Source organism: Thioclava sp. JM3, assembly GCF_002213185.1.
In the GTDB taxonomy this organism is placed as follows: Bacteria; Pseudomonadota; Alphaproteobacteria; order Rhodobacterales; family Rhodobacteraceae; genus Thioclava; species Thioclava nitratireducens.
Genome location: NZ_NBOB01000001.1, coordinates 552,142 through 576,910, shown reverse-complemented (window position 1 = coordinate 576,910; position 24,769 = coordinate 552,142). Strand labels below are relative to the sequence as shown.

Sequence of the window (24,769 nt, the reverse complement as noted above, 5' to 3'; positions counted from 1 at the left end):
CTGTTGCATGACCTAAGCCTTGTGATGAGTCGCGTTCTAGCGGGGTCTTCCCGTTGCTGCGACAAGTAGCCACAGGCTCTCGCCGAGAAAAGGGTCGGTCAAGCGAAACTGATTTTTGGTCGCATTGGCGTGAGCGACCGTCATGAAACTGTGACGTCGCCGACACGAAAGCGCGGATTTTGGCGCGAGTACGTCAAGAATTCGGACCTATCGTGGCCGCCTGCGCGGAGCCTTGTTTCAAAGGGCTATCGCGCAGCTCGCGCCGCCGTGCAGATCGGGATGGGTTGCAGGCCGGGCAGGCTGAGCATCGCCTCCAGCGCGGTGTTGTTCTCGACCAGATCGGCGATGGTCTTGCGGTCGAGCGTTCCGTAGAACGCCTCGAGCGCCTCGCTCAGCGCATCGCGGAACAGGCAGGCGTCGCGCAGCGGGCAGGTGTTGGTCTCGGTGTCGAAACATTCCGCGAAAGGCAGGCGGGCCTCGAAGGCGCGCAGCACGTTGCCGACGCCGATCTGTTCGGGTGGGCGCGCAAGTTTCATGCCACCGGCGCGGCCGCGCAGGGTGGTGATGAAATCCTCATGCGCAAGGGTGTTGATCACCTGCGCCAGATGGTTCTCGGACGCATTGCAGGCTTCCGCGATCTCGTGCTTGCGCACGGTGCGGTCCGGATTGACCGCACAGAACATCAGCACACGCATCGCGAGATTGGTTCGAGTGGTCAAACGCATCGTAACTCCTCCAGCTCACGCGGCGGTGATATAGATAAGTTTGCCTCGCAAGTTTGACCTATGTCACATTCATTGGAAATTTTCGCGCCGAGGCGAGATTTTGCCGCGCCGTCGTCACGCGGGCCAATATCGGTTGGGTGAAGCGGGGCTGCCGGGCCGGCGCGGCGGGCGCGCCCATTCGGTGAAGTCGCGACACACGGTGGCGTGAGCGAATGAGAGCTTCGGTCTTCTGCGCCCGGTTCGCGCGGTTGCGGGCGCTGCCCGGCCCGGATCGTCCCGGGCGGGCCCTTGTCGGAGTGCGCGAGCTCGGACGCATCCCTCGTCGCCTTGCGGGGCAACTTGACCTCCCGCGAGGGCTGGCGCAGATTTCGCGGGCGAAAGGGAGGGCGATCATGGCTCTGGAAGATGCGAAAACCCAAGTGGATCAGGCCTTTACGCGCGCAGATGCGCGCGGTCTGAGCTTCGAGAATACCTTCGGTGGCGCGACCAGCTTCCTGCGGCGGCGCTACACGAAAGACCTCGCAGGCGCGCAGATCGCCGTGACCGGCATCCCCTTCGATCAGGCGGTGACCAACCGCCCCGGCACGCGGTTCGGGCCGCGCGCGATCCGCGAAGCCTCGACGCTGCAGGCTTTCGATGCGCCCTATGGCTGGGGCTATGACCCGCTCTCCGAGCTGGCGATCGTCGATTACGGTGACATGCCCTTCGACTATGCCAATGTGCCCGAGGTGCCGGGCCGGATCGAGGCGCATCTCGGCGCGATCTTCGGGGCGGGCGTGGTGCCGATCACGCTCGGCGGCGATCACTTCATCACGCTGCCGATCCTGCGCGCGGCAGTCGCCGCGCATCGCGAGATCGCGCTGATCCAGATCGACGCCCATTCCGACACATGGGCCGATGACGACATGGACCGGATCGACCATGGCACTTTCCTCTACAAGGCGATCAAGTCGGGCGTCTTGCGGGCGGAGAATGTGGTCTCGGTCGGCATCCGCACCGACAATCCCGATACGCTGGGCGTGAACATCGTGGATGCGCCGAGCGTGCATCGCGAAGGGATCGGTCCCACGCTCGAACGCATCCGCGCGGTGGTGGGTGATAGACCCTGCTACCTCACCTTCGATATCGACGGTCTGGACCCGGCCTTCGCGCCCGGCACCGGTACACCTGTCTGGGGCGGTCTGGCGAGCTGGCAGTCGGCAGAGCTGTTGCGCGGGCTGAAGGGCATCAACCTGATCGGCGGCGACGTGGTCGAGGTCTCTCCGCCCTACGATCCGACCGGGGTGACGGCGATCGCCGGGGCCCATGTCGCGACCGAGCTGATCGCCCTTGCGGGCTGGGCGATGCGGGAGAGGGCGGCATGAAACGGGCCGTGACGATCCTCGCGCTCGGGCTCGCCGTCGTGGTGGCGGCCGACGGATGGGTGCGCCTCGCCCCGATCGATCCGGCGCGCTTCGATGTCGACGGGCTGGCGAAAGCGCCCGGTGACCACCCGGAGACAGGCGGGTTTCAGGCCGTGCGCGACGTCTCCGATCCGCCGGCGCAGATGGCCGCGCTCGACAAGATCATCCGGGGCACCGCGCGCACCAAGCGCGTCGCGGGCAGCGCCGACGAGGGCTACGCGGCCTATGTGACGCGCTCGGCCGTCTGGGGCTTTCCCGATGTCACCACGCTCTGGATCGAAGGCGATACGCTGCAGATCCGCGGGCACCTCGTCTACGGGAAATCCGATCTCGGGGTGAACGAGGCGCGGATCAAGGGCTGGCTCGACGAGGTCGGGCTCTAGCGGGCGCGACCCGCCGTGCGCAGGGTATCTTGCGCCGCGTTTTCCCGCCGACCCGCCCCACGCCGTAGGGTCACACAGACCAACTCTGACAGTGCGCTCCCTTGCGAAGACAGGGGGCGAAGCCTAAGTGAGGCCTCATGCAGCCGGAGCCAGCATGACCATCATGTATCGTTATTTTTCCTGGGCCATCGCCGTCACGGTGGCAGGGCTGGTCGGGTCCTTCGCGCTGGGGTTCGCCCAGACCGGAGGGCTTGGCGGCGCGGTCTCTTTCCTGATGATCACTGCCGTGCTGGCCGTGCTGGAAATCTCGCTGAGCTTCGACAACGCCATCGTCAACGCCAACAAGCTGCACCAGATGACGCCGAAATGGCAGCGTCGTTTCCTGACATGGGGCATCCTGATCGCGGTGTTCGGGATGCGTATCCTCTTCCCGCTTCTGATCGTCGTGATCGCCGCCGGCATCGGACCGTGGGATGCGGTTCTTCTGGCTGCGAAACACCCGGCCGAATATGCCGAGATCATCGAGGACGCGCATCTGTCGATCGCGGGCTTCGGTGGCGCCTTCCTGATGATGGTCGCGCTCACCTATTTCATCGACGAGGGCAAGGAGGTCGACTGGATCCGCGCGCTGGAGCGCCGGTTGCGCGCGCTCGCGTCGATCCGAGGTCTGGAGATCGGCTTCGTGCTGGTCGTCGTTCTGCTTTTCACCTGGATTCTGCCGGAGGGGCGCGAGGACGAGTTCCTCTTCGCCTCCATCTGCGGCCTTGCGACCTTTCTCGGCGTCGAGGTGCTCAGCCACGTGCTCGACCGGACGAATATCGCCGCCGAGACGGCCAAGGCGGGCCTTGGCGCGTTTCTCTATCTCGAAGTGCTCGATGCGTCCTTCAGTTTCGACGGGGTGATCGGGGCCTTCGCGCTGACCCAGAACCTGTTCCTGATCGCGATCGGTCTGGGGATCGGTGCGATGTATGTGCGCTCGATGACCCTGATGCTGGTGGAGCGCAACACGCTCAGCGAATTCCGCTATCTCGAGAACGGCGCCTTCTGGTCGATCCTGATCCTCTCCGTCGTCATGTTCGCGCAGACGCTGGTGGAAGTGCCCGAGGTGATCACCGGCCTGATCGGGGCCGGGCTGATCGGTCTCGCGCTGCTATCCTCGATCCGGTTCAACCGGCGCTGCCGGCGCGCCGTGGAAAGCTGAAATATTCTTGACTCAGTGCGGCGCGCGCGGCACAGCAGGGGCACTTCGGTTCCGCGAAAGCGGATGAAAAGGGAACCCGGTGCGATGCGTGCATTCATTCCGGGGCTGCCCCCGCAACTGTGAGCGGCGAGTGACGGCTGACTGAGCCACTGGGGAGACCCGGGAAGGCCAGCCGGAACCAGGACCCGCGAGCCAGGAGACCTGCCGAGGCGCTCATCCTTTCTGCCTGTGCGGGGCGCGCAGCGGAGGCGGTCTTCCGTCAGTGGTGACATTTTTCACCGTCGGCGGAAATTCCAAATTTCCAAAGACTTGCAATGCGAAGTTCACGCGACCGCAGAGTCGCGGCACGAGGGAATTGGATATGATCCGCACCCGTTTGACCGTGGGCCTGATGCTCACCACAGCGCTGGCAGGCCCCGCGCTCGCGCAAGATGCGCAACCTTACCAACTCGATGAGATCGTGATCTATCACGGCGCGCTCGAGCCGCAATCGTCGGACAAGACCGCGCAGGCGGTCACCGTGCTGTCGCGCAAGGAGCTGGAGCGTTCGGGCCAGACCCGTCTCGCCAACCTGATCGCGCAGTCGCCGGGCGTCGGCATCCTGTCGCGCGGGCCGATGGGCGCGCAGACCGGCTTCACCATTCGCGGCGTGTCGCAGAATTACGTGAAGGTCATGGTGGACGGGATCGACGTCTCCGATCCGTCGGCGACGCAGGTGCTGCCCGACCTGGGCCGGTTCAACACGTTCAACTACGACCGGGTCGAGATCATGCGCGGCTCGCAATCGGCGGTCTATGGCGGGCAGGCGGTTGCAGGTGTGATCAACCTCGACACGCCGCGCCCGACCGAGGATGGCGTGAGCCAAAGCGTCAAGCTCGAGCTCGGCTCCTACCACACCGCGAATGCGGCCTATAATTTCGGCTGGAAGAAGGGCGATGACGAGCTCGCGATTCAGCTGTCGAAAATTTACACTGCAGGCTTCTCGGCCGCCGACAAGAAGAACGGCAATACCGAGAAGGACGGCTACCGCGCCGACCGTGTCAGCCTGCGCGCGCAGAAGCGCATCTCCGACAATCTGCTGATCGGCTTCAACGGGTTCGCGCAGAACGATCGGGGCGAGTTCGATAACGGCTTCGGCCCGCTGCCCACGGACAGTAACGATTATACCATCCATAAGGAACGTGGCGGGCGGCTCTTCGCGAAATTCGCGACCGGCCCGCTCGATCACGAGCTCGGTCTGACGTATTACACGACCTCGCGCTGGTATCCGGTCTATGACTATGGCTACGAGGGCAAGCGCCGCAAACTCGACTGGAAAGCCTCGACCGATCTCGGGCCGGGGCGGCTGACCTTCGGGGCGGATCGCACGCTGGAAACCTATGCAGGCACCTATGTCTCGGGCCACGTCCTCACGGCGGATACGGGTATCTTCGGTGAATATGCTTTCTCGCCGATGGACGGGGTGAACGTGACCGCCTCCGCGCGCCACGACGATCACTCGGATTTCGGCGGCAACACCACGGGTCGTCTGGGCGTGACGTGGCAGGCCGACGCCGCGACGCTCTACCGGGCGTCGATCGGCAATGGCTTCCGCGCGCCGTCGGGTTATGAACTCTATGACGGCTACGTGGGCAATCCCGACCTCAAGCCCGAGAAATCGCTGAGCTACGATCTCGGCGTCGAGCGTGACTTCGGTGCGCATAAGCTGACCGCGACGCTGTTCCATATCGAGGTGGACGACCTGATCGACTACGACGGCACCTACTACCAGACCTCGGGCACCGCGAAGCGGCAGGGGCTGGAGCTGGGGCTGAAAGGGCCGATCACCAGCAAGATCAACTACAGCCTCGGCTACACCTATCTCGACTGGAAGAACCCCGACGGGCTGTCGTCGGGATCGACGTGGAACTCGGCCTTCGGGCGTCATACGTTGACCGCGGGCATCGACGCGCAGGTGACCGACAAGATCACGCTCGCCGCCGATATGCGTGTGGTCACCGGTCGTCAGAGCCAGCCCGACTACGGCCTGCTGAACGCGCAGATGACCTACGATCTGGGCAACGAGAAGGAGGCCTATCTGCGCATCGAGAACCTGACCGACACCGATTACCAGCTCTGGCCCGGCTACGGAACCTCGGGTCGCGCCGCCTATGTGGGGCTGCGTGCGCGGTTCTGATCTGAAAGGGGCGGTTTTCGCCGCCCTTTTCGCCGCCTTGGCGGCGACCTCCTCCGCATGGGCGGAAGAGCCTGCGGGAGATGTGCCGCGGCGGGTCGTCTCCATGAACCTCTGCACCGATCAGCTGGCGCTGGCGCTGGCCGATCCGTCGCAGATCGTCTCGGTCAGCCATTTCGCGACCGACCCGTCGATGTCGGTGCACTGGAAACAGGCTGAAGACCTTCCCGTAAACTTCGGGCGCGCCGAGGAAATCTCGATTCTCCATCCCGACCTCGTGCTGGCCGATACCTGGTCGAACCCCGACACGATCCGCATGTTGCGCACGCTCGGAATCCGGGTCGAGCAACTGCCGCCCGGCACCTCGCTACCCGAGATCCGCGGCCGGATCGAGACGATGGGGAAGCTTCTTGGCCATCCCGGGCGCGCGGCGAAGATGCTCGCGGATTTCGATGCGCGGCTGGCGGCGATCCAGACACCCGCGCCGGGGCTGAAAGCTGCAATCATCGGGCCTTCGGGCTATGGCTACGGGCCGCGGACCCTTGAAGGGCAAATCCTTGAAATGGCAGGGTTTCAGAACGTCGTCAGCGGGCCGGGGCTCGACTGGGGCGGACGGTTGCCGTTGGAAGATCTGGTGATGGATCGCCCCGATCTGGTGGTCGTGGGGGGCTCGCAAGGCGGCACCGGCACGAGCCGCGCGCAGGAGGTGCTGGCGCACCCGGTGCTGCGCGATCTTCCGGTCGTGCGGGGCCTGCGCGATGCGAGCTGGACCTGCGGCGCACCGGCGATGCTGAATGCGGTAGGGCAACTGGCGACGCTTGGGCGCAAGATCGAGAAAGAGAAGTCAAGGCAATGAGTTATCGCGCGATCCTCATTCTCCTCTCAGCCTTCTGCGCGGTGCTTTTCGCAGCGTCGCTGCTGATCGGACCGTCGGGGATTTCGCCGCTCGACGGGATATCCGCGCTCATTTCCGGCGATGGCGCGGCAGGGCTGGTAATGCGCGAGCTGCGCCTGCCGCGCGCGATCCTCGGTATCGGCGTTGGCGCCGCGCTGGGGCTATCGGGCGCCGCGATGCAGGGCTTCCTGCGCAATCCGCTGGCCGAGCCTGGGCTGATCGGCACCTCTGCAGGGGCGGCGCTTGGCGCGGTCATCGCGATCCAGACCGGGCTCTACGCGCTCTTCGCCCTGGCCCTGCCGCTCGCCGCGCTGGCGGGCGCGGGCGTGGCCGTCGCGCTGATCTTGATCCTTGCCGGGCGCGAAGGCCGGGCGCTGGTGCTGATCCTTGCAGGCATCGCCGTCTCCGCGCTGGCGGCGGCGGCGACCGCGCTGGTGCTGAACCTCGCTCCGTCGCCCTATGCCGCGGCCGAGATCGTGTTCTGGATGATGGGCTCGCTTGCCGATCGGTCGATGACCCATGTCGCCCTGGCGCTGCCGTTCCTGATCGTGGGCGCTTTGATCCTGCTGCGCGCAGGGGCCGGGCTGGATGCGCTGAGCCTTGGGGAGGATGCTGCAGCTTCGCTTGGTATCTCTTTGAAAAAACTGAGGCTTCAGGTCGTCTTCGGGACCGCGCTCATGGTCGGTGCGGCCACGGCGGTCGCGGGTGCGATCGGCTTCGTCGGCCTCGTCGTGCCGCATCTGCTGCGCAAATCCGTGGGCGCGCGGCCCTCACGGCTGCTTCCGGCTTCGGCGCTTGGCGGGGCGGCGATGCTGACGCTGGCCGATATCGCGACGCGGGTGATAGCGCCCGAGCGCGACCTGAAACTGGGGGTGCTGACCGCGCTGGTCGGCGCGCCGTTCTTCCTGTCGATGATCCGCAAGATGGGGCACGAGGGCTGATGCTGGAGCTGGAAAACCTGACCGTTCTGCGGGGCGAATGCCCGGTCGTCGATCACGTCTCGGCGCAGGTCGCGCCGGGCGAGCTGATCGGGCTGATCGGGCCCAACGGCGCGGGCAAGACCTCGCTGCTGCGCGGTGCGATGGGGCTCTTGTCGCATCGCGGGGACAGCTCGCTGTCGGCGCTCGATCCGATGGCGCGGGCGCGGGCGGCGGCGTGGCTGCCGCAGGCGCGCGAAATCGCCTGGGGGCTGTCGGTTGCCGATCTCGTCGCGCTGGGGCGGTTGCCGCATGGCCGCGATCAGGCGACGCGCGGGGCGGCGGCGGTGGAAGAAGCGCTGCGCCGGATGGGGCTCGACACTTACCGAGACCGCGCCGCCACGCAGCTCTCGGGCGGCGAGCAGGCGCGGGTGCTGATCGCCCGGGCGCTCGCGCAGGAAAGCCCGCTGATCCTCGCAGACGAGCCCATCGCCGGGCTCGATCCGGCGGCGCAGATCGCGACGATGCAGGTCTTCACCGCCCACGCGCAGGCGGGCGGCGCGGTCGTCACCTCACTGCATGATCTGGGGCTGGCCGCGCGCCATTGCACCCGGCTTTGGGTGATGGATCGCGGGCGGCTTGTGGCGGATGGACCGCCCGGCGAGGTCCTGACCGAGACGCTTCTGGCGCAGGTCTTTCACATCCGCGCGCACTTTAAAATCACGTCGGAAGGCCCTGTTTTTCAACCACTTTCCACATTGGGGATCTGATGGCATTTCCTCCTGAACGCATCGTCTGTCTGACCGAGGAAACGGTCGAGACGCTCTACCTTCTGGGCGAGGACGCGCGCATCGTCGGCGTCTCGGGCTACGCGGTGCGGCCCAAACGGGTACGGCAGGAAAAACCGCGCGTCTCCGCTTTCATCTCCGCCGATTTGCCGAAGATCCTTGCGCTGGAGCCGGACCTCGTCCTGACGTTCTCCGACCTTCAGGCCGACATCGTCGCGGGGCTGGTGCGCGAGGGCGTGGCCGTGCACGCGTTCAACCAGCGCTCGGTCGCCGGCATCCTCGACATGATCTGCACGGTGGGCGCGCTGGTGGGCTGCACCGAGCGGGCGGAACTGTTGGCCGCAGGCTACGAGACGCGTCTGGCGGAGATCGCCGCGAAGCCGCGCCCGAGCCGTCCGCGCGTCTGGTTTGAGGAATGGAACGAGCCGCTGATCTCTGCCGTCGGCTGGGTGTCGGAGCTGATCGAGATCGCGGGTGGGCGCGATGTCTTCGCCGAGCTGGCGAAAGAGGGCAAAGCCAAGGATCGCATTGTCGCTCCCGAACAAGTGATCGCAGCCGCGCCCGAGGTCATCGTGGGCTCCTGGTGCGGCAAGAAATTCCGCCCCGAGAAAGTTTCCGCAAGGCCAGGCTGGCAGGACGTTCCGGCTGTTGCGCGAAACCGGCTGCACGAGGTCAAATCGACCCTCATTCTGCAGCCGGGCCCCGCCGCGCTGACCGACGGGCTCGATGCGCTCGAGGCGGCTATCTGGTCCGATCCGGGGTTGCGGGCGTAATTGTTCTTCGACATAGAACCCGCGCACGCTAGAGTGGGCGGGCAAAGCGAACACAAGACAAAAAACCCCGCGGGAGGGGGCATGTTCACGCGTTTCATACGGTTTTCTCCGCTCGTCCTGTCAGCCCTGCTGACGCTCTTCGCGCTTTCCGGCTTGATCCTGACAGATTGGTTTCTGGTCGCCGCGATCCTTTTCGGTTTCCTGACGCTGGTCGGCATCTACGACCTGATCCAGGGCCGCCACGCCATCACCCGGAACTATCCGATCCTCGGCCATCTGCGCTTCTTCTTCGAGGAAATCCGCCCCGAGATCCGGCAATACCTGATCGAAGGCGACGACGAGGAGGTGCCGTTCTCGCGTGCCACCCGCACGATCGTCTACCAGCGGGCCAAGGATATCGAGGACGCCAAGCCCTTCGGCACGCGGATGCGTGTGTCGGAATCTGGCTATCAGTGGATCACCCATTCGGTGAAGCCGCGCCACATCGAGGATAGCGATTTCCGCGTCGAGATCGGCGGCGAGACCTGCAAACAGCCCTACAAGGCGTCGATCTACAATATTTCGGCGATGTCCTTCGGAGCGCTCTCGGCGAACGCGATCATGGCGCTCAACAGAGGCGCGAAGATGGGCGGCTTCGCGCATGACACCGGTGAGGGCGGTATCTCGCGCTATCACCGCGAGGGCGGCGATCTGATCTTCGAGGTGGGCTCGGGCTATTTCGGCTGCCGCAATCACGATGGCAGCTTCAACCCCGAGAAATTCGCCAAGCGCGCGCAGGACCCGCAGGTCAAGATGATCGAGCTGAAGCTGAGCCAGGGTGCGAAGCCGGGCCACGGCGGCATGCTCCCGGCCGCAAAGATCACCCCCGAGATCGCCGAGGCACGCGACATCCCGATGGATCGCGACTGCATCTCGCCCGCCTCGCATTCGGCCTTCTCGACGCCGATCGAGATGATGGAATTCATTGGCGAACTGCGCGAACTGTCGGGCGGCAAGCCAGTGGGTTTCAAGCTCTGCGTCGGGCATCGCCGCGAGTTCATGTGCATCGTCAAGGCGATGCTCGAGACCGGTATCACGCCCGATTTCATCGTCGTCGACGGCAAGGAAGGCGGCACCGGTGCCGCGCCTTTGGAATTCGCGAACCACATGGGCTTCCCGCTCGTGGAAGGGCTCAGCTTCGTGCACAACACGCTGCGCGGTGCTGGGCTGCGCGATCAGGTGAAGATCGGGGCCTCGGGCAAGGTCGTCACCGCGTTCCACATCGCCAAGGTGCTCGCGATCGGGGCGGATTGGGCGAATTCGGCGCGCGGTTTCATGTTCTCGATCGGCTGCATTCAGGCGCAGTCGTGCCACACCAACCGCTGCCCGACCGGCGTCACCACGCAGGATCCGATCCGTCAGCGCGCGCTGGTGGTGCCGGACAAGGCGACACGCGTGGCCAATTTCCACCGCAACACGATGAAGGCGCTGGCCGAAATGACGGGGGCTGCCGGCCTCACCCATCCGGGCCAGTTCCTGCCGCATCACCTGCTGGTGCGCGACCGCGAGCGGGATTTCAAAGTGGGCGACGAGATCTATCACTACATGCCCGAAGGGTTCCTTCTGCGCGAGGATGACGACCGCTTCGGCTATCTCAAGCGCTGGAAGCGTGCCCGCGCCGAGGCGTTCGAGCCCTTCGACAGCGGCGTGTGAGGTCAGATTTCTCGGTATCTTGGGAGAGGCGGCGACGGAGGTTGCCGCCTTTCTTTTTGGCGACGAGGTATGCGCCGGAGGCTTCGGAACGCGTCTGAAACCGTGCCTTCGCCCGGGCCACGCCCAACCCTCCCTCCGGGAGGGCGCATCTGCACCGGAGCCGCGCGAACGCAGGTTGGGAGAGGTGGAGCGATAAACGGAAATCCAGCTAGGGAGCGCATGCGCCCCCCCAGCGTCGGGCGCAGCCCTCACCGCCCCGCCACGAGCTTTGCCACTGCGATCTCCGCCGGCCCCTCGAAGGGGCCATGCGTGAAGGCGGCGACGGTGCGGCCTGTCTCGGGGCAGTGATAGACGGCGTTGGCGCTGAACAGCCCCGCGCCGGAATGGCCGAAAACGCGCGTCTCGCCCCAGTCGCCGCACATCAGCCCCAGCCCGTAGCCATGCCGCGTCCAAGGTCGCTCCGGCAGCGCGCCGCCGAGCTCGCGACAGGCGGTCATGCGGGCGAATGCGTCTTGCGAGAGCAGATCGCTCAGCCCGCGCAACAGCCGCGCCGCATCGCCCGCCGTGCCGATCAGCGTGCGGTGATAGACCCAGCCGGGATGGTAGTCGCGCGCCTCGGGCCAGTGAAGTTCTGCGAAATCGGCAGGCGCCTCCGCGAGCCGCACGCTTTCAAGCCCCAACGGTCCAGCGATCCGGTCTCGTACCAGCTCCGCGAGGCCCCGGCACGCTGCCCGTTCGATCGCCTCGCGGGCGAGCAGGTAACCGAGGTTGGAATAGCGCCACTCGTCGCGCGAGTGCTGCGCCAAAACCCGTGCCACCAGCAGATCGCGCGGCCACGGTGCGCGTCCGGCGGCGACATCGGCGTGATAGTCGGGCAGGGTGCCGTAATCGGGCAGGCCCGCGCTGTGGTCGAGCAGACGGGCGAGGGTGATGCCACCGGGCAACTCCGGCAGGTCGAGCGGCGCGCGCAGGTCGAGTCCCCCCTCGGCCTCGAGCATCAGCGCCAGAGCCGCAATCACCGGTTTGGTAAAGCTCCAATAGGGAAAAAGCCGCGCCCCCGACCGCGCCAATTCGCAGCGACCGTCGCGATCAATCGTCGCGGTGAAGGAGGCGGGGGATTGGGGCAAGGCTTTGGCTTTCGGTGGTTTTCTCTGGCGGGCGGGTAGGGTGCTTTCCGACAATATGTCATTTGCCGCATTGCAGCGGTTAAAAATGTTGAAACGGTTCGGGTGTGTTGTATCATCATCTTTGAATATGATTATGGGAGGATCGGAGGTTTTCATGAGAGACGCTCCAAAACCATTCTGGTCACCGCTCGCCGCCGGCACTGCGCTCGGCCTCGCGTTGCTGTTGACCTTCATCGTGACCGGGCACGGGCTCGGCGCATCCGGCTTCGTGACCCGCTTCGCGGCGCAGGCCAATGACTGGATCGCCCCGCAGGCGACCGCCAGCAATTCCTATTTCGGTCCTTTCATGGCTGCAGGCAGCCCGCTTCTGAGCTGGATCACCTGGGAAGTGGTGGGCGTCCTGATCGGGGCGTGGCTCGGCGCCAAAGGCGCGGGCCGGATCTCGGTCAAGGTGGAGCGCGGGCCGCGCACCAGTTCCGGCAATCGCCTCGTCTATGCGCTGCTGGGCGGCGCGCTGGTGGGCTTCGGCGCGCGTCTGGCGCGCGGCTGCACCTCGGGTCTGGGTCTGTCGGGCAGCGCGACGCTCGCCGTGGCGGGCTTCGTCTTCCTGATCGGCTTCTTCGCGGCGGGCTTCGCCGTCTCCATGATGATGCGGAGGATCTGGCAATGAGCATCCCTCTTTACGATAGCGGCATAGCCTCGGGCCTCCTGTCGGGCATCCTGTTCGGCTATGCGCTGGAAGCGGCGGGCTTCGGCTCTCCGCGCAAGCTGACGGGGCAGTTCACGCTGCGCGACTTCTCGGTCTTCAAGGTGATGTTCACCGCGGTGATCGTCTGCGCCGTGGGGCTCTACGTGCTGCGGACGATGGGCTGGATGGGCCCGGCCGCGGTCTTCATCCCGACGCTCTTCTTCTGGGCGATCCTGCTGGGCGGCGTCTTCATCGGCGCGGGATTTGCTGTGGGCGGCTATTGCCCGGGCACCTCCGTGGTCGGTGTGGCCTCGGGCCGGATCGATGCGGTGGTCTTCGCGATCGGCATGGTGCTCGGCACCTCGGTCTTCGCCTGGGTGTTCGACCCGATCAAGGATTTCTACCTCGCAGGTCAGGGGCCGACGGCGCAGACCCTGCCGCAGCTCTTCGGGCTGCCGGAATGGGTGATCCTGCTGGCGCTGATCATCATCGCCGCTGTGGGCTTCCGCCTCGGCACGATCCTCGAGCGGTCGCGTGGCGGTCCGTTCACCGCCGAAGAGGTCTGCGCCCCGGATGACGAGGCCGACGAGTTCGCCCTGACATCAGCAAACGCGCGTGGGTAACCAGTATTAACACGGACGATAGCCTAGGGAGGACAAAGTCCATGAAACTGCACAAGAAACGCAAGAGCCTGTTGCGCGCCGCGATGGTGCCGGTGACGGCGGTCGCGATGAGCGCCGCGGTTCCCGCCACCTCCAGCGCGCAGGCGACCAACCCCTGTGCGCCGGCGGTCGCGAACCCCTGCGCTCCGGCCAACCCTTGCGCTCCGGCGGCGGCCAACCCCTGCGCGCCCGCCGCGGCGAACCCCTGCGCCCCCTCGGCGGCAAAGGCTGCGGATGCGGGCAACGACGCGGCACCGATGGCCAGCGGGCCCTATGACACTACCGTCAAGGCCACGCAGGCGCCCTATGGCGACAAGATGCCCCCGATCGTCGACAACTACCTGCGCGCGACGCCCTATGTCGGCACCGGTGGCTTCATCGACCCGACGGGCATCCCGATGCTTAAGATGCTCGGCTTCAAGACCGTCGTGAGTCTGCTCAAGCCTGACGAGGGCGCGCCGAACGAGGGCGATCTCGTGCAGAAGGCCGGGATGAACTATATCCAGATCTCCGTGCCGACCAAGGCGCCGACCGAGGAACAGGTCGCCGAATTCGCGAAGATCGTCGAAGACCCGGCGAACTACCCGATCCTGCTGCATTGCGAGAGCGCGAACCGCGTGGGCGCGATGTGGGCGCTCTACCGTGCCTCGAAAGGCGTTCCGAACGAGATCGCCGTGCAGGAAGGCCGCCAGATTGGTCTGAAGACCTCGCGTGAACCGGCTGTGCGTGAGATGCTCGGCATGGAGCCGCTCTGAGCACAGATGCCGCGATGACAAGGACGGGGTCAGCGCCTAGGCTGGCCCCGTTCGCATGAGGAGAGACCGATGACTCGACCCGAAACATCCTCCGAGATGTCACCAGACAGTGCCAACCCGGCGACGCCAGCGCCCACGCTGCGCATCGCCGATCCGGGGATCGAGGGGCTGCCTCGTGCCCGACTGGAAGAGATGCATGACGCGGCCGAGACCGTGCTCGAATGCGAGACGGTGCTGGCGAAATCGGGAATGAGCGTCGTCTCGGAAGTGCTGCGCGGGCAGGGGGATTTCCTTGTCTGGTCGCGCTACCCGCAGGGCGATGTCTTCGATACCGAGACGCATTGCCACTATTTCTACCATGCCCATGACGCGCGCGAGATGGCCGAGGGAGAGAACGGGCATTTCCACCTGTTCATGCGCCCCGAAGGGATCATTCCGGGGTTGGAGCCGTGGGATCTGCCCGGTGCGAAAATCCCCGAGGACAGGTCCGCGCGCTTCGTCCATATCGGCGCGATCAGCGTGGATGCGAAGGGCCGGGCGATCCGCATTTTCACCACCAATCGCTGGGTCACGGATGAATGCCTCTACCGCGCCGAGGACATGATCCGGCTGCTCGATCATTTCGCGATCGAACTGGCGCATCCGAACTGGGCGGTGAACCTTTGGCTGAGCGCGATGGTCACGCTCTATCGTCCGCAATTCGCAGCTCTTCTGCGCGCCCGCGATGCACAGATCGAGGCGTGGCTGGCAGATCATCCGGGAAGCGCGGTGCTGGAAGATCGCGGCTTGCAGAATATCAGCCAATGGCCCGTTGATCCGGTCGCCCAGATCGGCGCGATCGAGGACAAGCTCGACCTCTGAAGCGCAGCGCTACACCGGTACGCTCGACGGTGCGCAGTCATTGACCGACAGGATCTCGGGCGTGCGGGTCTTCGCGTTCCACTCCACCTCCCAGGCGCGGCAGGGGCCGGATTTGTTCTTCAGCTGCCGCCAGCGCAGACGCGGCGAGTCCACGCCCTCGCGCAGCAGCTTGTCGTAGATCGGCATCGCGTGCCAGCGCGTCTCCGCCGCGTTCGAGCCGCCATCGGGCAGGATCAGGCACAGCCCCGTCGCGCGGCCCTCCTTGGCGGCCAGTTGCAGCCGCCGCCCCGCCGTCAGCCCGATCTCGCGCGGCAATTCCCCGATCACAAGCGGCACCGAGCCGTCGCGTAGCGCCTCTTCCATCACCGCGAGCGTGTCGGTCTGGTCCTTGCCGCGCGCCAGCAGAAGCCGCGCCGGGTCGAAGAAGCTCACCAGACCGCGCGGATTGAGCCCTTCGCGGCGATGGCGTTCGTTCACCCAGAGGATCGGCCCCGTGGTGCTGGCGCAGACCGCGCAGGCGAAGCTCGTGGTGCCCATGCCGCAAACCTCATGGGTGCGGCCTTCGCGCAGGGGGAAAGGGTGGGGCGTGGTCATCGGGTCGCAGCGACAGAGAGGGGTGGTGAAAACAAAACATGAACATTTTAGACAATAGAAACCCGGCCCGCAAGGGATCGCGGGCCGGACGAAAAGAAGGGCGAAGCCCGGGGGGCGTTACTTCAGGAACTCCATCAGCGCGATGTTGAACTCTTCCGAATGGGTGACGTTGCAGCCATGCGGCGCGCCCTTGATCGTGAAGAACTGGCTGTCGGGGATCGCCTTGTAGGTCCGCGCGGCCGAGCCTTCGAGCGGAACGATCTCGTCGCTGTCGCCGTGAATCACCAGAACCGGCACCCGCACGGCCTCTAGGTCGGCGCGGAAATCGGTCGTGCCGAACGCTTCCATGCAGCCGAGCGCCGCGCTCTGGTCGGACTGGTTGCACAGCGTTACCGCCTTTTCGCAATCCTCGTCCGAGGCCTTGAGCTCTCCGCCGGCGCTGTAGAAAGTCTCGACGAATTGCGGGAAGAAGGTCTCGCGCCCATCACGCAGGCCCTGCTCCATCTCCTCGGCGGCCTCCTTGGTCAGCGGGCCGTCGGGGTTGTCGTCACTCTGCATCAGATAGGGGGTCACGGCGGAGGCGAACACAGCGGCGCGCAGCCTGCCTTCGCCGTGATTGCGGATGTAGCGCGCGACTTCGCCGCCGCCCATCGAGAAGCCCACCAGTGTCACGTCATGCAGATCCATCGCCGTGATGAGGGCATCGAGATCGGCGGCGAGCGTGTCGTAATCGAAGCCCTCAGTGGGTTTTTCCGCCAGACCGAAGCCTCGGCGGTCATAGGTGATGACGCGGTGGCCGGCGTCGAGCAGGGCCGGGACCTGCCGTTCCCACGCCTTGCCCGAGAGCGGCCAGCCGTGGATCAGGACCACGGGCCGACCCGAGCCGCCATGGTCGATTGCGTTGAGTTGGCCGGGGCCAAGCGGAGCTGCTGTCATGGGGGTCCTCCTGGGTCTTCATCGGCTGAAGATCTCTGTGTTCGCTAGGGAGTAACGCGGGCGCCTTGGCAAAGGTCCAAAATCTCTTCGATTTCTCGCCCGGACGGGCGTCGGCGGGAAGCCGCGCGTCGCCGTCGAAGATATTGGGTGCGCAAGGAGGCGCGCCCGCTTTGACGATTGCAATTTTCGCCCGTTCGCCTTATGTCTTCTCTCGCTACGTTTGATTCCCAGATGCACTGTCTCCTTACGGCTTCAGTTTGCTTTCAAGAACTGACTACGCCGAGCTGACGCATTTCGCAGGCAGCATAATTTAATAGGAGACTCACGATGGCCGAAGGCACCGTGAAATGGTTCAATAGCACCAAGGGTTATGGCTTCATCGCACCGAACGATGGCGGCAAGGACATCTTCCTTCACATCTCCGCCGTTGAGCGCGCTGGCATCCAGCGTCTCGATGACGGTCAGAAAGTGACCTACGATCTGGAAACCGGCCGTGACGGCCGCCAGTCGGCAGGTAACCTCGCGCTCGCGTAAGCTGAGCCCGTGTGACGGTTTGAGACGGCCCGTGCAATCGCGCGGGCCGTTTTCATTTGGCTCTTACCAAACATCCGGGTCGATGCCCTTAGCGCTGAGTTCAGAGAACTTGTCCTGCAAGAAGCGCTGGAACGGCTGGTCGGCATAGGCGCCGCTGGCCACGTATTCGAGTCCCGCCAGATGATGGAAGGGCTTGAAATAGCCCGGCATTCTGAAGGCTTCGGCCTCGCGCACGGATTGCGCGCCTGCGTTCGCGGCGGGGATCAGCACCTGCGTCGGCGTGAAGTTCACCGCCCATTTCTGCGCCAGCGCGCGCTCCTCCAAGGCCTCGCCGTCGAAATCGGTGACCTCGCGCGCGCCCCAGAGATCGAGCTGCACCACCAGATAGCTCTTCTCGATCAGCCCGGTAATCTCTGGCTTGGCGAAATTCACCAGATGCATCTCGCGGCAATAGGGGCAGCCGCGCTGCTCGAAGAGCACCATCAGCCCCTTGCCCTGATCCGCAGCCTCCTGAAGATCCTCTCCCAGATCGAGGAACCCTTCGTGGAAGAAGGGCTGCCGGTAGAGCCCGCCATCGCCCATCACCGCCTCCGCCCTCGCGGGCCGCGCGCCTCCCAACGCGCCTCCCGCCGTCATCGCTCCGACTGTCAGGGCCAACATCTCGCGTCTGTTCATCGCGTCGTCCTCCCTTCGTGAGAGGCCGAGTATAGCACAGACCGGGCGAATGGCGGGAATCGCGCGGTGAGGGCCGCGCCCGACCTCGGGTGGGCGCCCGTGAGATGTGGGCGAGGGAACTTTATTTCTCCATCGCCCCGACGGCCTAGTCTCAGTGGTGCAGTGCAGTCGCGCCCTCCCGGGGGGAGGTCGGGCGCGGCCCGGGCTGGCCGCCCGGGCGAAAGTCGCATCGCTCCTCCCAAACGAAAAAGGCCCCGCGCTCGCGGGGCCTTCTCCAATCTCGTGACCGTCAGCCTCAGGCTTTGGCGAGGTTGCGCAGCACGTAGTGCAGCACGCCGCCGTTCTTGAGGTATTCGATCTCCACCGCGGTATCGATCCGGCTCTTGAGCTTGATCTCCTTGGTGGTGCCGTCCTTGTAGGTGATGGTGCAAGGCACGATCGACTGCGGCTTGATTTCGCCTTCCAGACCTTCGATCGAGACCTCTTCTTCGCCGGTCAGGTTCAGATCTTTGCGGGTCTGGCCTTCGGTGAACTCGAAGGGGATCACGCCGAAGCCGACGAGGTTAGAGCGGTGGATACGCTCGAAGCTCTCCGCGATCACGGCCTTGACGCCGAGCAGGTTGGTGCCCTTCGCCGCCCAGTCGCGCGAGGAGCCTGCGCCATATTGCTCGCCACCGAAGATCACCAGCGGCTTGCCGGCTTTCTCATAGGCCATCGCCGCGTCGAAGATCGTGGTCTGCTCGCCGTCGGGGCCCTTGGTGAAGCCGCCCTCGACGCCGTCCAGCATCTCGTTCTTGATGCGGATGTTGGCGAAGGTGCCGCGCATCATGACTTCGTGGTTGCCACGGCGCGAACCGTAGCTGTTGAAGTCCTTCGGCGCGACCTGACGCTCGACCAGGTATTTCCCGGCCGGGGTGTCGGGCTTGAACGAACCCGCCGGCGAGATGTGGTCAGTGGTCACGAAATCGCCCAGCACGGCGAGGATGCCCGCGCCCTTGATGTTCGAGATCGTGCCTGCTTCCGGCGACATGCCTTTGAAGTAGGGCGGGTTCTGGATGTAGGTCGAGCTGGCGGGCCAGTCATAGGTTTCGCCGCCTTCGACTTCCACAGCCTGCCACTTCTCGTCGCCCTTGAAGACGTCGGCGTATTTCGACTGGAACTTCTCGCGGGTGACGACCTTCTCGACGAGATCGGCGATCTCCTTGTCGGTCGGCCAGATGTCTTTCAGGTAGACGTCCTTGCCATCCGGCGTCTGGGCGATCGGCTCGCTCGACAGGTCGATGTTCATGTCGCCAGCCAGCGCGTAGGCCACCACGAGGGGCGGGGAGGCGAGGTAGTTGGCGCGCACGTCGGGCGAAATCCGGCCTTCGAAGTTCCGGTTGCCCGAGAGCACCGAGGTCGCGATCAGGTCGTTGTCGTTGATCGCCTTCGAGATTTCCGGCTGGAGCGGACCCGAGTTACCGATACAGGTGGTGCAGCCGTAACCCACGAGGTTGAAGCCAACCGCGTCGAGGTCTTCCTGAAGGCCAGCGGCTTCGAGGTATTCCGACACGACCTGCGAGCCAGGTGCCAGCGAGGTCTTCACCCAGGGCTTGCGGTTGAGGCCCAGTTCACGCGCCTTCCGCGCCACGAGGCCCGCGCCGATCAGCACGTAGGGGTTCGAGGTGTTGGTGCAGGACGTGATCGAGGCGATCACCACCGAGCCGTCGCGCAGCTCGTAATCCTCGCCTTCGACCTTGGCGGTCTTGCCGATCGAGACCGACTTGGTCGCGGCCGGGCCTTCGTCGGCCATGTCCTTGGCGTCTTCCGAGATGTCGATGCCGCGATAGTCGGCCACGACGTTCTCGAAGGCGTCGGCCGCCTTGGTCAGCGCGACATAGTCCTGCGGACGCTTCGGGCCCGAGATCGCCGGAACGATGGTGTTCATGTCCAGCTCGAGCGTCGAGGAGTAGATCGGCGCGTAATCCGCGTCGCGCCACATGCCGTTTTCCTTGGCATAGGCTTCGACCAGCGCGATGCGGTCCTTGTCGCGGCCCGTCTGCTCGAGATAGCGCAGGGTTTCGTCATCGACCGGGAAGAAGCCGCAGGTCGCGCCGTATTCGGGGGCCATGTTGGCGATGGTCGCGCGCTGCGCCAGCGGCAGGTGGTCGAGGCCGTCGCCGTAGAATTCGACGAACTTGCCGACCACGCCATGGGCGCGAAGCATCTCGACGACTTTCAGCACGAGGTCGGTGCCGGTGGTGCCTTCGACCATCGCGCCGGTCAGCTTGAAGCCCACGACTTCCGGGATCAGCATCGAGATCGGCTGGCCGAGCATGCCGGCTTCAGCTTCGATACCGCCCACGCCCCAGCCGAGAACGGCCGCGCCGTTGACCATGGTGGTGTGGCTGTCGGTGCCCACGAGCGTGTCGGGATAGGCGACTTCGGTGCCGTCCTGATCCTTGTCGGTCCAGACGGTCTGGGCGAGGTATTCGAGGTTCACCTGGTGGCAGATGCCGGTGCCCGGCGGAACCACGCGGAAGTTCTCGAACGCGGTCTGGCCCCACTTGAGGAACTTGTAGCGCTCGATGTTGCGCTCGTATTCGCGATCGACGTTCATCTGGAACGCGCGCGGGTTGCCGAACTCGTCGATCATGACCGAGTGGTCGATCACGAGGTCGACGGGCACGAGCGGGTTGATCTTCTGCGCGTCGCCACCCAGACCCTTGATGCCATCACGCATCGCGGCGAGGTCGACCACGGCGGGAACGCCGGTGAAGTCCTGCATCAGTACGCGGGCGGGGCGGTAGGCGATCTCGCGCGGGTTTTTGCCGCCCTTCTCGGCCCATTCGCCGAAGGCCTTGATGTCGTCGGTCGAGATCGTGAAGCCGTTATCTTCGAACCGCAGAAGGTTCTCCAGAACCACCTTCAGCGAGGCGGGCAGCTTCGAGAAATCACCCAGGCCAGCCTCGGTGGCGGCGGGGATCGAGTAATAAGCATAGGTCTTCGAGCCGACGCTGAGTTCGCGGCGGGTCTTCGCGGTATCCTTACCGGTAACGATGGGCATGAGAATGGCCTCCCTTCAAGGGTCCTAAGGGTGTCGCTGGCGTGTGTTTGCCCCAAGCGCGCGATCCGTTCAAGAGGGTCGGACCATTTTTTGTATACCGTTGCACACAAAAGCGGCCTCTCAGGCGACCTCGCGTCACTTTGATCCAATCCCGAGCCGGATACGTTTGATTTATATCGTTTTGCGCGTTCGGACAGAAAGAAAACTCTCAAAACATTGATTAGGCATGGCCAGAGCAGAAACGCTAAGTATAAAGACGGCGAATTGAGGAGAATTTTTCGAGTGCGCGCAGGACGTTTGACCGCGATCGGAGCTGCATGTGCCGTGGGGCTGGTCAGCTCCGCGGTAATCGCTTGTGCGCAAGGGGCGGCAGATGCGCCGCCTGGGATGCGTCTCGATGCGTCCGGGGCGCTGCTCGATCAGATGGCGCCTGCCAAATCCGAGCCCTCCGCCAAGGCTGCGCCCGCGAATCCCGACCCGAATGACGACGAGGAGAAAAACCCCGTCGTGGTCGAGCTTTATACCTCGCAGGGTTGTTCGTCCTGCCCGCCGGCGGACGCGCTTCTCAAGGAGCTTGCCGACCGCGACGACGTGATCGCGCTGGCGTTGCATGTCGACTACTGGGACTACCTCGGCTGGAAGGATCCCTTCGGAAAGCCGGAATTCTCCGCGCGCCAGAAATCCTATGCGATCGCCGCCGGTGAGCGCACGGTCTACACGCCGCAGATGATCATCGCCGGCCGCGAGACGCTGGTCGGACCGCAGAAAGCGGCGCTCAACAATGCGATCCTGCGCGAGACCGATGTCCATCCCGAGGTCGATCTGAAGATCACCGGTGAGGGCGATCATTACGAGATCGAGCTGACCCCGGTCGACGCGCTGGAGACGCCCGCTATGGTGCAGCTCGTGCGCTACAAGCCCTCCGCCACGGTCGACATCCTGCGCGGCGAGAATGCCGGGCGCACGGTGACCTACAAGAACATCGTCACCAGCCTGACCGGAATCGCCGAATGGGACGGGCGCAAGCCGGTTACACTCTCGGTCGATGTCGACGGGGACGCGCCCGCCGTGGTGATCGTTCAGGAATCCCTGGCGAGCGAACATGGCCCGCTGCCCGGTCCCATCCTCGCCGCGGGTGAGCTGGACTGAGCCGGGCAGGGCAGGGCGCAAATGCGCCCCGCAGGCCCCCGGATTTTTCCTTGCATCCCTGCGCCCATCCCGTATAAGGCCGCATCTTCCGCGTTTGCTATGAACCGGCGGAGCCTCTCGTGTTGGGATGCGGAAGTATCATCGCCCAACGTTGAAGCCGCCTCGAAATACAGGAGTTCGCATGCCGCTTTACGAGCATGTCCTCATCGCGCGTCAGGATCTGTCCAACGCGCAGGCCGAAGGCCTTGTCGAACATTTCTCCACGGTCCTGTCGGACAACGGCGGCAAAGTCGTCGATTCCGAGTACTGGGGCGTGAAGACCATGGCCTACAAGATCAACAAGAACCGCAAGGGTCACTACGCCTACCTGCGCACCGACGCCCCGTCGGCCGCCGTGCAGGAAATGGAGCGTCTGGCCCGTCTGCACGACGACGTGATGCGCGTCATGACCATCAAGGTCGACGAGCACGAAGAGGGCCCCTCGGTCCAGATGCAGAAACGCGACGAGCGCGACAACCGTCGCGAGCGCCGTTGATCGGTAGACAGGAGTAGACACCATGGCAAAACCGTTTTTCCGCCGTCGCAAGGTCTGCCCGTTCTCGGGTGAGAACGCGCCGAAGATCGACTACAAGGACACCCGTCTTCTGCAGCGCTACATCTCTGAGCGCGGCAAGATCGTCCCCGCCCGCATCACCGCCGTCTCGGCGAAGAAGCAGCGTGAACTGGCCCGCGCAATCAAGCGCGCCCGTTTCCTCGCCCTGCTCCCCTACGCCGTGAAATAAGGAGACCGACCGATGGAAGTGATCCTTCTCGAACGCGTGGCCAAGCTCGGCCAGATGGGTGACGTCGTCACCGTCAAGGACGGCTTCGGCCGCAACTACCTGCTGCCGCAGGGCAAGGCGCTGCGCGCCAACGAAGGCAACATCAAAGCTTTCGAAGAGCGCAAGGCCCAACTCGAGGCACGCAACCTCGAAACCAAGAAAGAAGCCGAAGCTCTGGCGTCGAAGCTCGACGGCGAGACCTTCGTCGTGATCCGTTCGGCCTCGGACGGCGGCAACCTCTACGGTTCGGTCACCACCCGTGACGCGGCGAACATCGCCTCCGAGCAGGGCTTCTCGGTCGACCGCAAGCAGGTTATCATCCGCCAGCCGATCAAGGTTCTCGGCCTGCATGACGTCGAAGTGCACCTGCACCCCGAAGTCGTCGCCGAGATCAAGCTCAACGTCGCACGTTCGCCCGAAGAGGCCGAACTGCAGGCGTCGGGCAAGTCGATCCAGGACGTGGCGGCCGAGGAAGAGGCTGCGGCCGAATTCGAGATCGCCGAACTGTTCGACGATATCGGCGGCGCGACCTCCGACGACGAGGGCGGCCCCGTTGCCACCCCGGAGTCGGCCGAAGACGACAACAACGCCTGATCGGTCGCTCAGACCCTTCAGTCGAAAGACAGAGAACCGCGCCTTCCGGGGCGCGGTTTTTTCATGCTTGCCTGTGCGGATGGTTCAGCGAATTATGTCTAAAGACATATTCGGGCCGAGACGCGCGGCGCAGATCCCGGAACCGCGTACCGCAATCCGGCGTTGGCCCCTAAATAGCCTCCAGAGCTTTGAAAACAGGGGACGCGCATGACGAAACGACCGGGGCGAAGCCCACGCGACGCGACATCCAGCACACGCGACAGGCTCGTTCAGGCGGGGCTTCTGGGCTTCGGCGCCTACCTCATGTGGCGGCGTTATCAGGAGGATCGGCAGGCCGCGATCCACGGCCCGACCGAAGGCCGCAGCGCGCGGCATATTCCCGCCACCCGCACCGACCGCTACGACCGGCCCGCCGATCGCGCGCTAGGACGTCAGGCAGAAAGCCCCTTCGCAATCCCCCGCGCAGGCTGGAAGGCCATCGCCGCGCGCGCCTATGGCCAGATCGACGAGGATCGCGTGCTGGCCGTGGCGGCGGGCGTGACCTTCTACGCGCTGCTCGCGCTGTTCCCGGCCTTGACCGCAACCGTCTCGATCTACGGCATTTTCGCGGACCGCCAGACCATGCTGCAGGATCTCGACGCGCTGAAGAACGTCGTCCCGCCCGAGGCGCTGAGCCTGATCCGCACCCAACTCGAGCAGTTGATCGGGTCGAGTTCCAACGCGCTCGGTCTCGCCTCGATCTTCGGCATCCTGCTGGCGCTCTGGTCGGCCAATGGCGGTGTGAAGGCGATCATCGGGGCGCTCAACGTGGCCTATGGCGAGAGGGAGCGGCGGAGCTTCGTGCAGCTCAATCTCTTCGGGCTGGGCATGACGATTACCGGGGTCGTGATGGTCTGTGCGCTGATCCTCGTGGCGGCGGTGCTGCCGGTCGCGCTGGATTTCATCCCGCTGGGCGGCGCCTTTGACGCGGTGCTGCGCTGGGGACGCTGGCCGGTGATGGCACTGGTGCTGATGGGGATGCTGATGCTTCTCTATCGCTACGCACCCGCGCGCAACGCGCCGCGCTGGATCTGGGTCGTCCCGGGGGCGATCGTTGCCTCGCTGCTCCTGCTGATCGTCTCGGCGGCGTTCTCCTTCTACACCTCGAACTTCGCGAATTACTCGAGCACCTATGGCTCGATCGGCGCGGTGGTGGTGCTGATGATGTGGATCTGGCTTTCGACGACGGCGGTGTTGGTGGGCGCGGAGATCAACTCCGAGGCAGAGCATCAGACGGCGAAGGACAGCACCATTGGCGCGCCGCTTCCCTTGGGCGCGCGCAACGCGGCAGTGGCCGATGCCGTGGCGCCCGCGCCCTCGCGCAAACGCTGAGCGCGG

The 24,769-nt window shown here is 65.0% G+C and carries 25 protein-coding genes and 1 riboswitch; of the genes, 19 read left to right on the top strand and 6 right to left on the bottom strand.

Going from position 1 to position 24,769, the window contains the following annotated elements; translation table 11 throughout:
• Positions 1-245 precede the first annotated feature (245 nt).
• On the bottom strand, positions 246-725 hold the full coding sequence (locus B6V73_RS02745; RefSeq protein ID WP_075775067.1) for an Rrf2 family transcriptional regulator: 480 nt from the start codon (positions 723-725) through the stop codon (positions 246-248).
• 392 nt (positions 726-1,117) lie between these two features.
• Here B6V73_RS02745 and speB point away from each other — a divergent pair, with 392 nt between their 5' ends.
• From speB to B6V73_RS02700, 9 genes are all read left to right on the top strand, one after another.
• Positions 1,118-2,089 (top strand): agmatinase, encoded by a 972-nt coding sequence (gene speB, locus B6V73_RS02740; protein ID WP_088724441.1) that lies wholly within the window; start codon positions 1,118-1,120, stop codon positions 2,087-2,089.
• Positions 2,086-2,511, top strand: a complete 426-nt coding sequence (locus B6V73_RS02735; RefSeq protein ID WP_088718440.1) for a DUF1499 domain-containing protein — start codon at positions 2,086-2,088, stop codon at positions 2,509-2,511. Before speB ends, B6V73_RS02735 begins: the two co-directional genes overlap by 4 nt.
• 154 nt (positions 2,512-2,665) lie before the next feature.
• Positions 2,666-3,712, top strand: a complete 1,047-nt coding sequence (locus B6V73_RS02730) for a DUF475 domain-containing protein (RefSeq protein ID WP_075775064.1) — start codon at positions 2,666-2,668, stop codon at positions 3,710-3,712.
• 29 nt (positions 3,713-3,741) lie between these two features.
• A riboswitch (cobalamin riboswitch) is annotated at positions 3,742-3,936 on the top strand.
• A gap of 137 nt (positions 3,937-4,073) precedes the next feature.
• Entirely contained in the window at positions 4,074-5,888 is a 1,815-nt protein-coding gene (locus B6V73_RS02725) for a TonB-dependent receptor (protein ID WP_088724440.1), read from the top strand.
• Entirely contained in the window at positions 5,875-6,741 is an 867-nt protein-coding gene (locus B6V73_RS02720; RefSeq protein WP_168174851.1) for an ABC transporter substrate-binding protein, read from the top strand. Before B6V73_RS02725 ends, B6V73_RS02720 begins: the two co-directional genes overlap by 14 nt.
• Positions 6,738-7,721 (top strand): iron ABC transporter permease, encoded by a 984-nt coding sequence (locus B6V73_RS02715; RefSeq protein WP_088724438.1) that lies wholly within the window; start codon positions 6,738-6,740, stop codon positions 7,719-7,721. Before B6V73_RS02720 ends, B6V73_RS02715 begins: the two co-directional genes overlap by 4 nt.
• The gene (locus tag B6V73_RS02710; RefSeq protein ID WP_088724437.1) at positions 7,721-8,467 is read left to right on the top strand and encodes an ABC transporter ATP-binding protein; all 747 of its coding nucleotides are present in this window, start codon (positions 7,721-7,723) and stop codon (positions 8,465-8,467) included. The genes B6V73_RS02715 and B6V73_RS02710 overlap by 1 nt, the downstream gene beginning before the upstream one ends.
• A complete protein-coding gene (locus B6V73_RS02705; protein ID WP_206185552.1) occupies positions 8,467-9,258 on the top strand; it encodes a cobalamin-binding protein in 792 nt (263 codons plus the stop codon). Before B6V73_RS02710 ends, B6V73_RS02705 begins: the two co-directional genes overlap by 1 nt.
• Positions 9,259-9,339: 81 nt before the next feature.
• Positions 9,340-10,950, top strand: coding sequence for an FMN-binding glutamate synthase family protein (locus tag B6V73_RS02700; RefSeq protein WP_088718446.1), 1,611 nt, complete (start codon positions 9,340-9,342; stop codon positions 10,948-10,950).
• A gap of 248 nt (positions 10,951-11,198) precedes the next feature.
• On the opposite strand, the gene B6V73_RS02695 is transcribed toward B6V73_RS02700, so the two are convergent.
• Complete coding sequence (locus tag B6V73_RS02695) at positions 11,199-12,077, bottom strand: serine hydrolase domain-containing protein (protein WP_240504085.1); 879 nt, start codon at positions 12,075-12,077, stop codon at positions 11,199-11,201.
• Between the two features lie 154 nt (positions 12,078-12,231).
• Here B6V73_RS02695 and B6V73_RS02690 point away from each other — a divergent pair, with 154 nt between their 5' ends.
• The 4 genes from B6V73_RS02690 (at position 12,232) to B6V73_RS02670 (ending at position 15,043) form a co-directional block, all read left to right on the top strand.
• Positions 12,232-12,747, top strand: coding sequence for a YeeE/YedE thiosulfate transporter family protein (locus B6V73_RS02690; RefSeq protein ID WP_088718448.1), 516 nt, complete (start codon positions 12,232-12,234; stop codon positions 12,745-12,747).
• Positions 12,744-13,388 (top strand): DUF6691 family protein, encoded by a 645-nt coding sequence (locus B6V73_RS02685; RefSeq protein ID WP_088718449.1) that lies wholly within the window; start codon positions 12,744-12,746, stop codon positions 13,386-13,388. Before B6V73_RS02690 ends, B6V73_RS02685 begins: the two co-directional genes overlap by 4 nt.
• Before the next feature lie 41 nt (positions 13,389-13,429).
• Positions 13,430-14,182 (top strand): protein tyrosine phosphatase family protein, encoded by a 753-nt coding sequence (locus B6V73_RS20390; RefSeq protein WP_077701248.1) that lies wholly within the window; start codon positions 13,430-13,432, stop codon positions 14,180-14,182.
• A gap of 69 nt (positions 14,183-14,251) precedes the next feature.
• Positions 14,252-15,043, top strand: a complete 792-nt coding sequence (locus B6V73_RS02670) for a hypothetical protein (RefSeq protein WP_141104860.1) — start codon at positions 14,252-14,254, stop codon at positions 15,041-15,043.
• 9 nt (positions 15,044-15,052) lie between these two features.
• Here the strand turns inward: B6V73_RS02670 and B6V73_RS02665 are convergent, their stop codons facing one another.
• On the bottom strand, positions 15,053-15,637 hold the full coding sequence (locus tag B6V73_RS02665) for a hypothetical protein (RefSeq protein WP_088718451.1): 585 nt from the start codon (positions 15,635-15,637) through the stop codon (positions 15,053-15,055).
• A gap of 117 nt (positions 15,638-15,754) precedes the next feature.
• A complete protein-coding gene (locus B6V73_RS02660) occupies positions 15,755-16,573 on the bottom strand; it encodes an alpha/beta hydrolase (protein ID WP_075775054.1) in 819 nt (272 codons plus the stop codon).
• Between the two features lie 327 nt (positions 16,574-16,900).
• Here B6V73_RS02660 and B6V73_RS02655 point away from each other — a divergent pair, with 327 nt between their 5' ends.
• Positions 16,901-17,107, top strand: coding sequence for a cold-shock protein (locus B6V73_RS02655; RefSeq protein WP_075775053.1), 207 nt, complete (start codon positions 16,901-16,903; stop codon positions 17,105-17,107).
• A 63-nt stretch (positions 17,108-17,170) separates the two neighbouring features.
• Here B6V73_RS02655 and B6V73_RS02650 read toward each other — a convergent pair whose 3' ends face one another.
• Entirely contained in the window at positions 17,171-17,782 is a 612-nt protein-coding gene (locus B6V73_RS02650; RefSeq protein WP_088724433.1) for a thioredoxin family protein, read from the bottom strand.
• A 295-nt stretch (positions 17,783-18,077) separates the two neighbouring features.
• Complete coding sequence (acnA, locus tag B6V73_RS02645; protein WP_075775052.1) at positions 18,078-20,828, bottom strand: aconitate hydratase AcnA; 2,751 nt, start codon at positions 20,826-20,828, stop codon at positions 18,078-18,080.
• Between the two features lie 282 nt (positions 20,829-21,110).
• On the opposite strand from acnA, the gene B6V73_RS02640 reads away from it, so the two are divergent.
• The 5 genes from B6V73_RS02640 (at position 21,111) to B6V73_RS02620 (ending at position 24,763) form a co-directional block, all read left to right on the top strand.
• A complete protein-coding gene (locus B6V73_RS02640; protein ID WP_240496881.1) occupies positions 21,111-21,977 on the top strand; it encodes a DUF1223 domain-containing protein in 867 nt (288 codons plus the stop codon).
• Positions 21,978-22,158: 181 nt separating this feature from the next.
• Positions 22,159-22,512, top strand: a complete 354-nt coding sequence (gene rpsF, locus B6V73_RS02635; RefSeq protein WP_075775050.1) for a 30S ribosomal protein S6 — start codon at positions 22,159-22,161, stop codon at positions 22,510-22,512.
• A gap of 22 nt (positions 22,513-22,534) precedes the next feature.
• Positions 22,535-22,759, top strand: coding sequence for a 30S ribosomal protein S18 (gene rpsR / locus B6V73_RS02630; RefSeq protein WP_038073027.1), 225 nt, complete (start codon positions 22,535-22,537; stop codon positions 22,757-22,759).
• Between the two features lie 12 nt (positions 22,760-22,771).
• The gene (gene rplI / locus B6V73_RS02625; protein WP_088724432.1) at positions 22,772-23,392 is read left to right on the top strand and encodes a 50S ribosomal protein L9; all 621 of its coding nucleotides are present in this window, start codon (positions 22,772-22,774) and stop codon (positions 23,390-23,392) included.
• A 207-nt stretch (positions 23,393-23,599) separates the two neighbouring features.
• Entirely contained in the window at positions 23,600-24,763 is a 1,164-nt protein-coding gene (locus tag B6V73_RS02620) for a YihY/virulence factor BrkB family protein (protein WP_077701246.1), read from the top strand.
• The last annotated feature ends 6 nt before the right edge of the window (positions 24,764-24,769 follow it).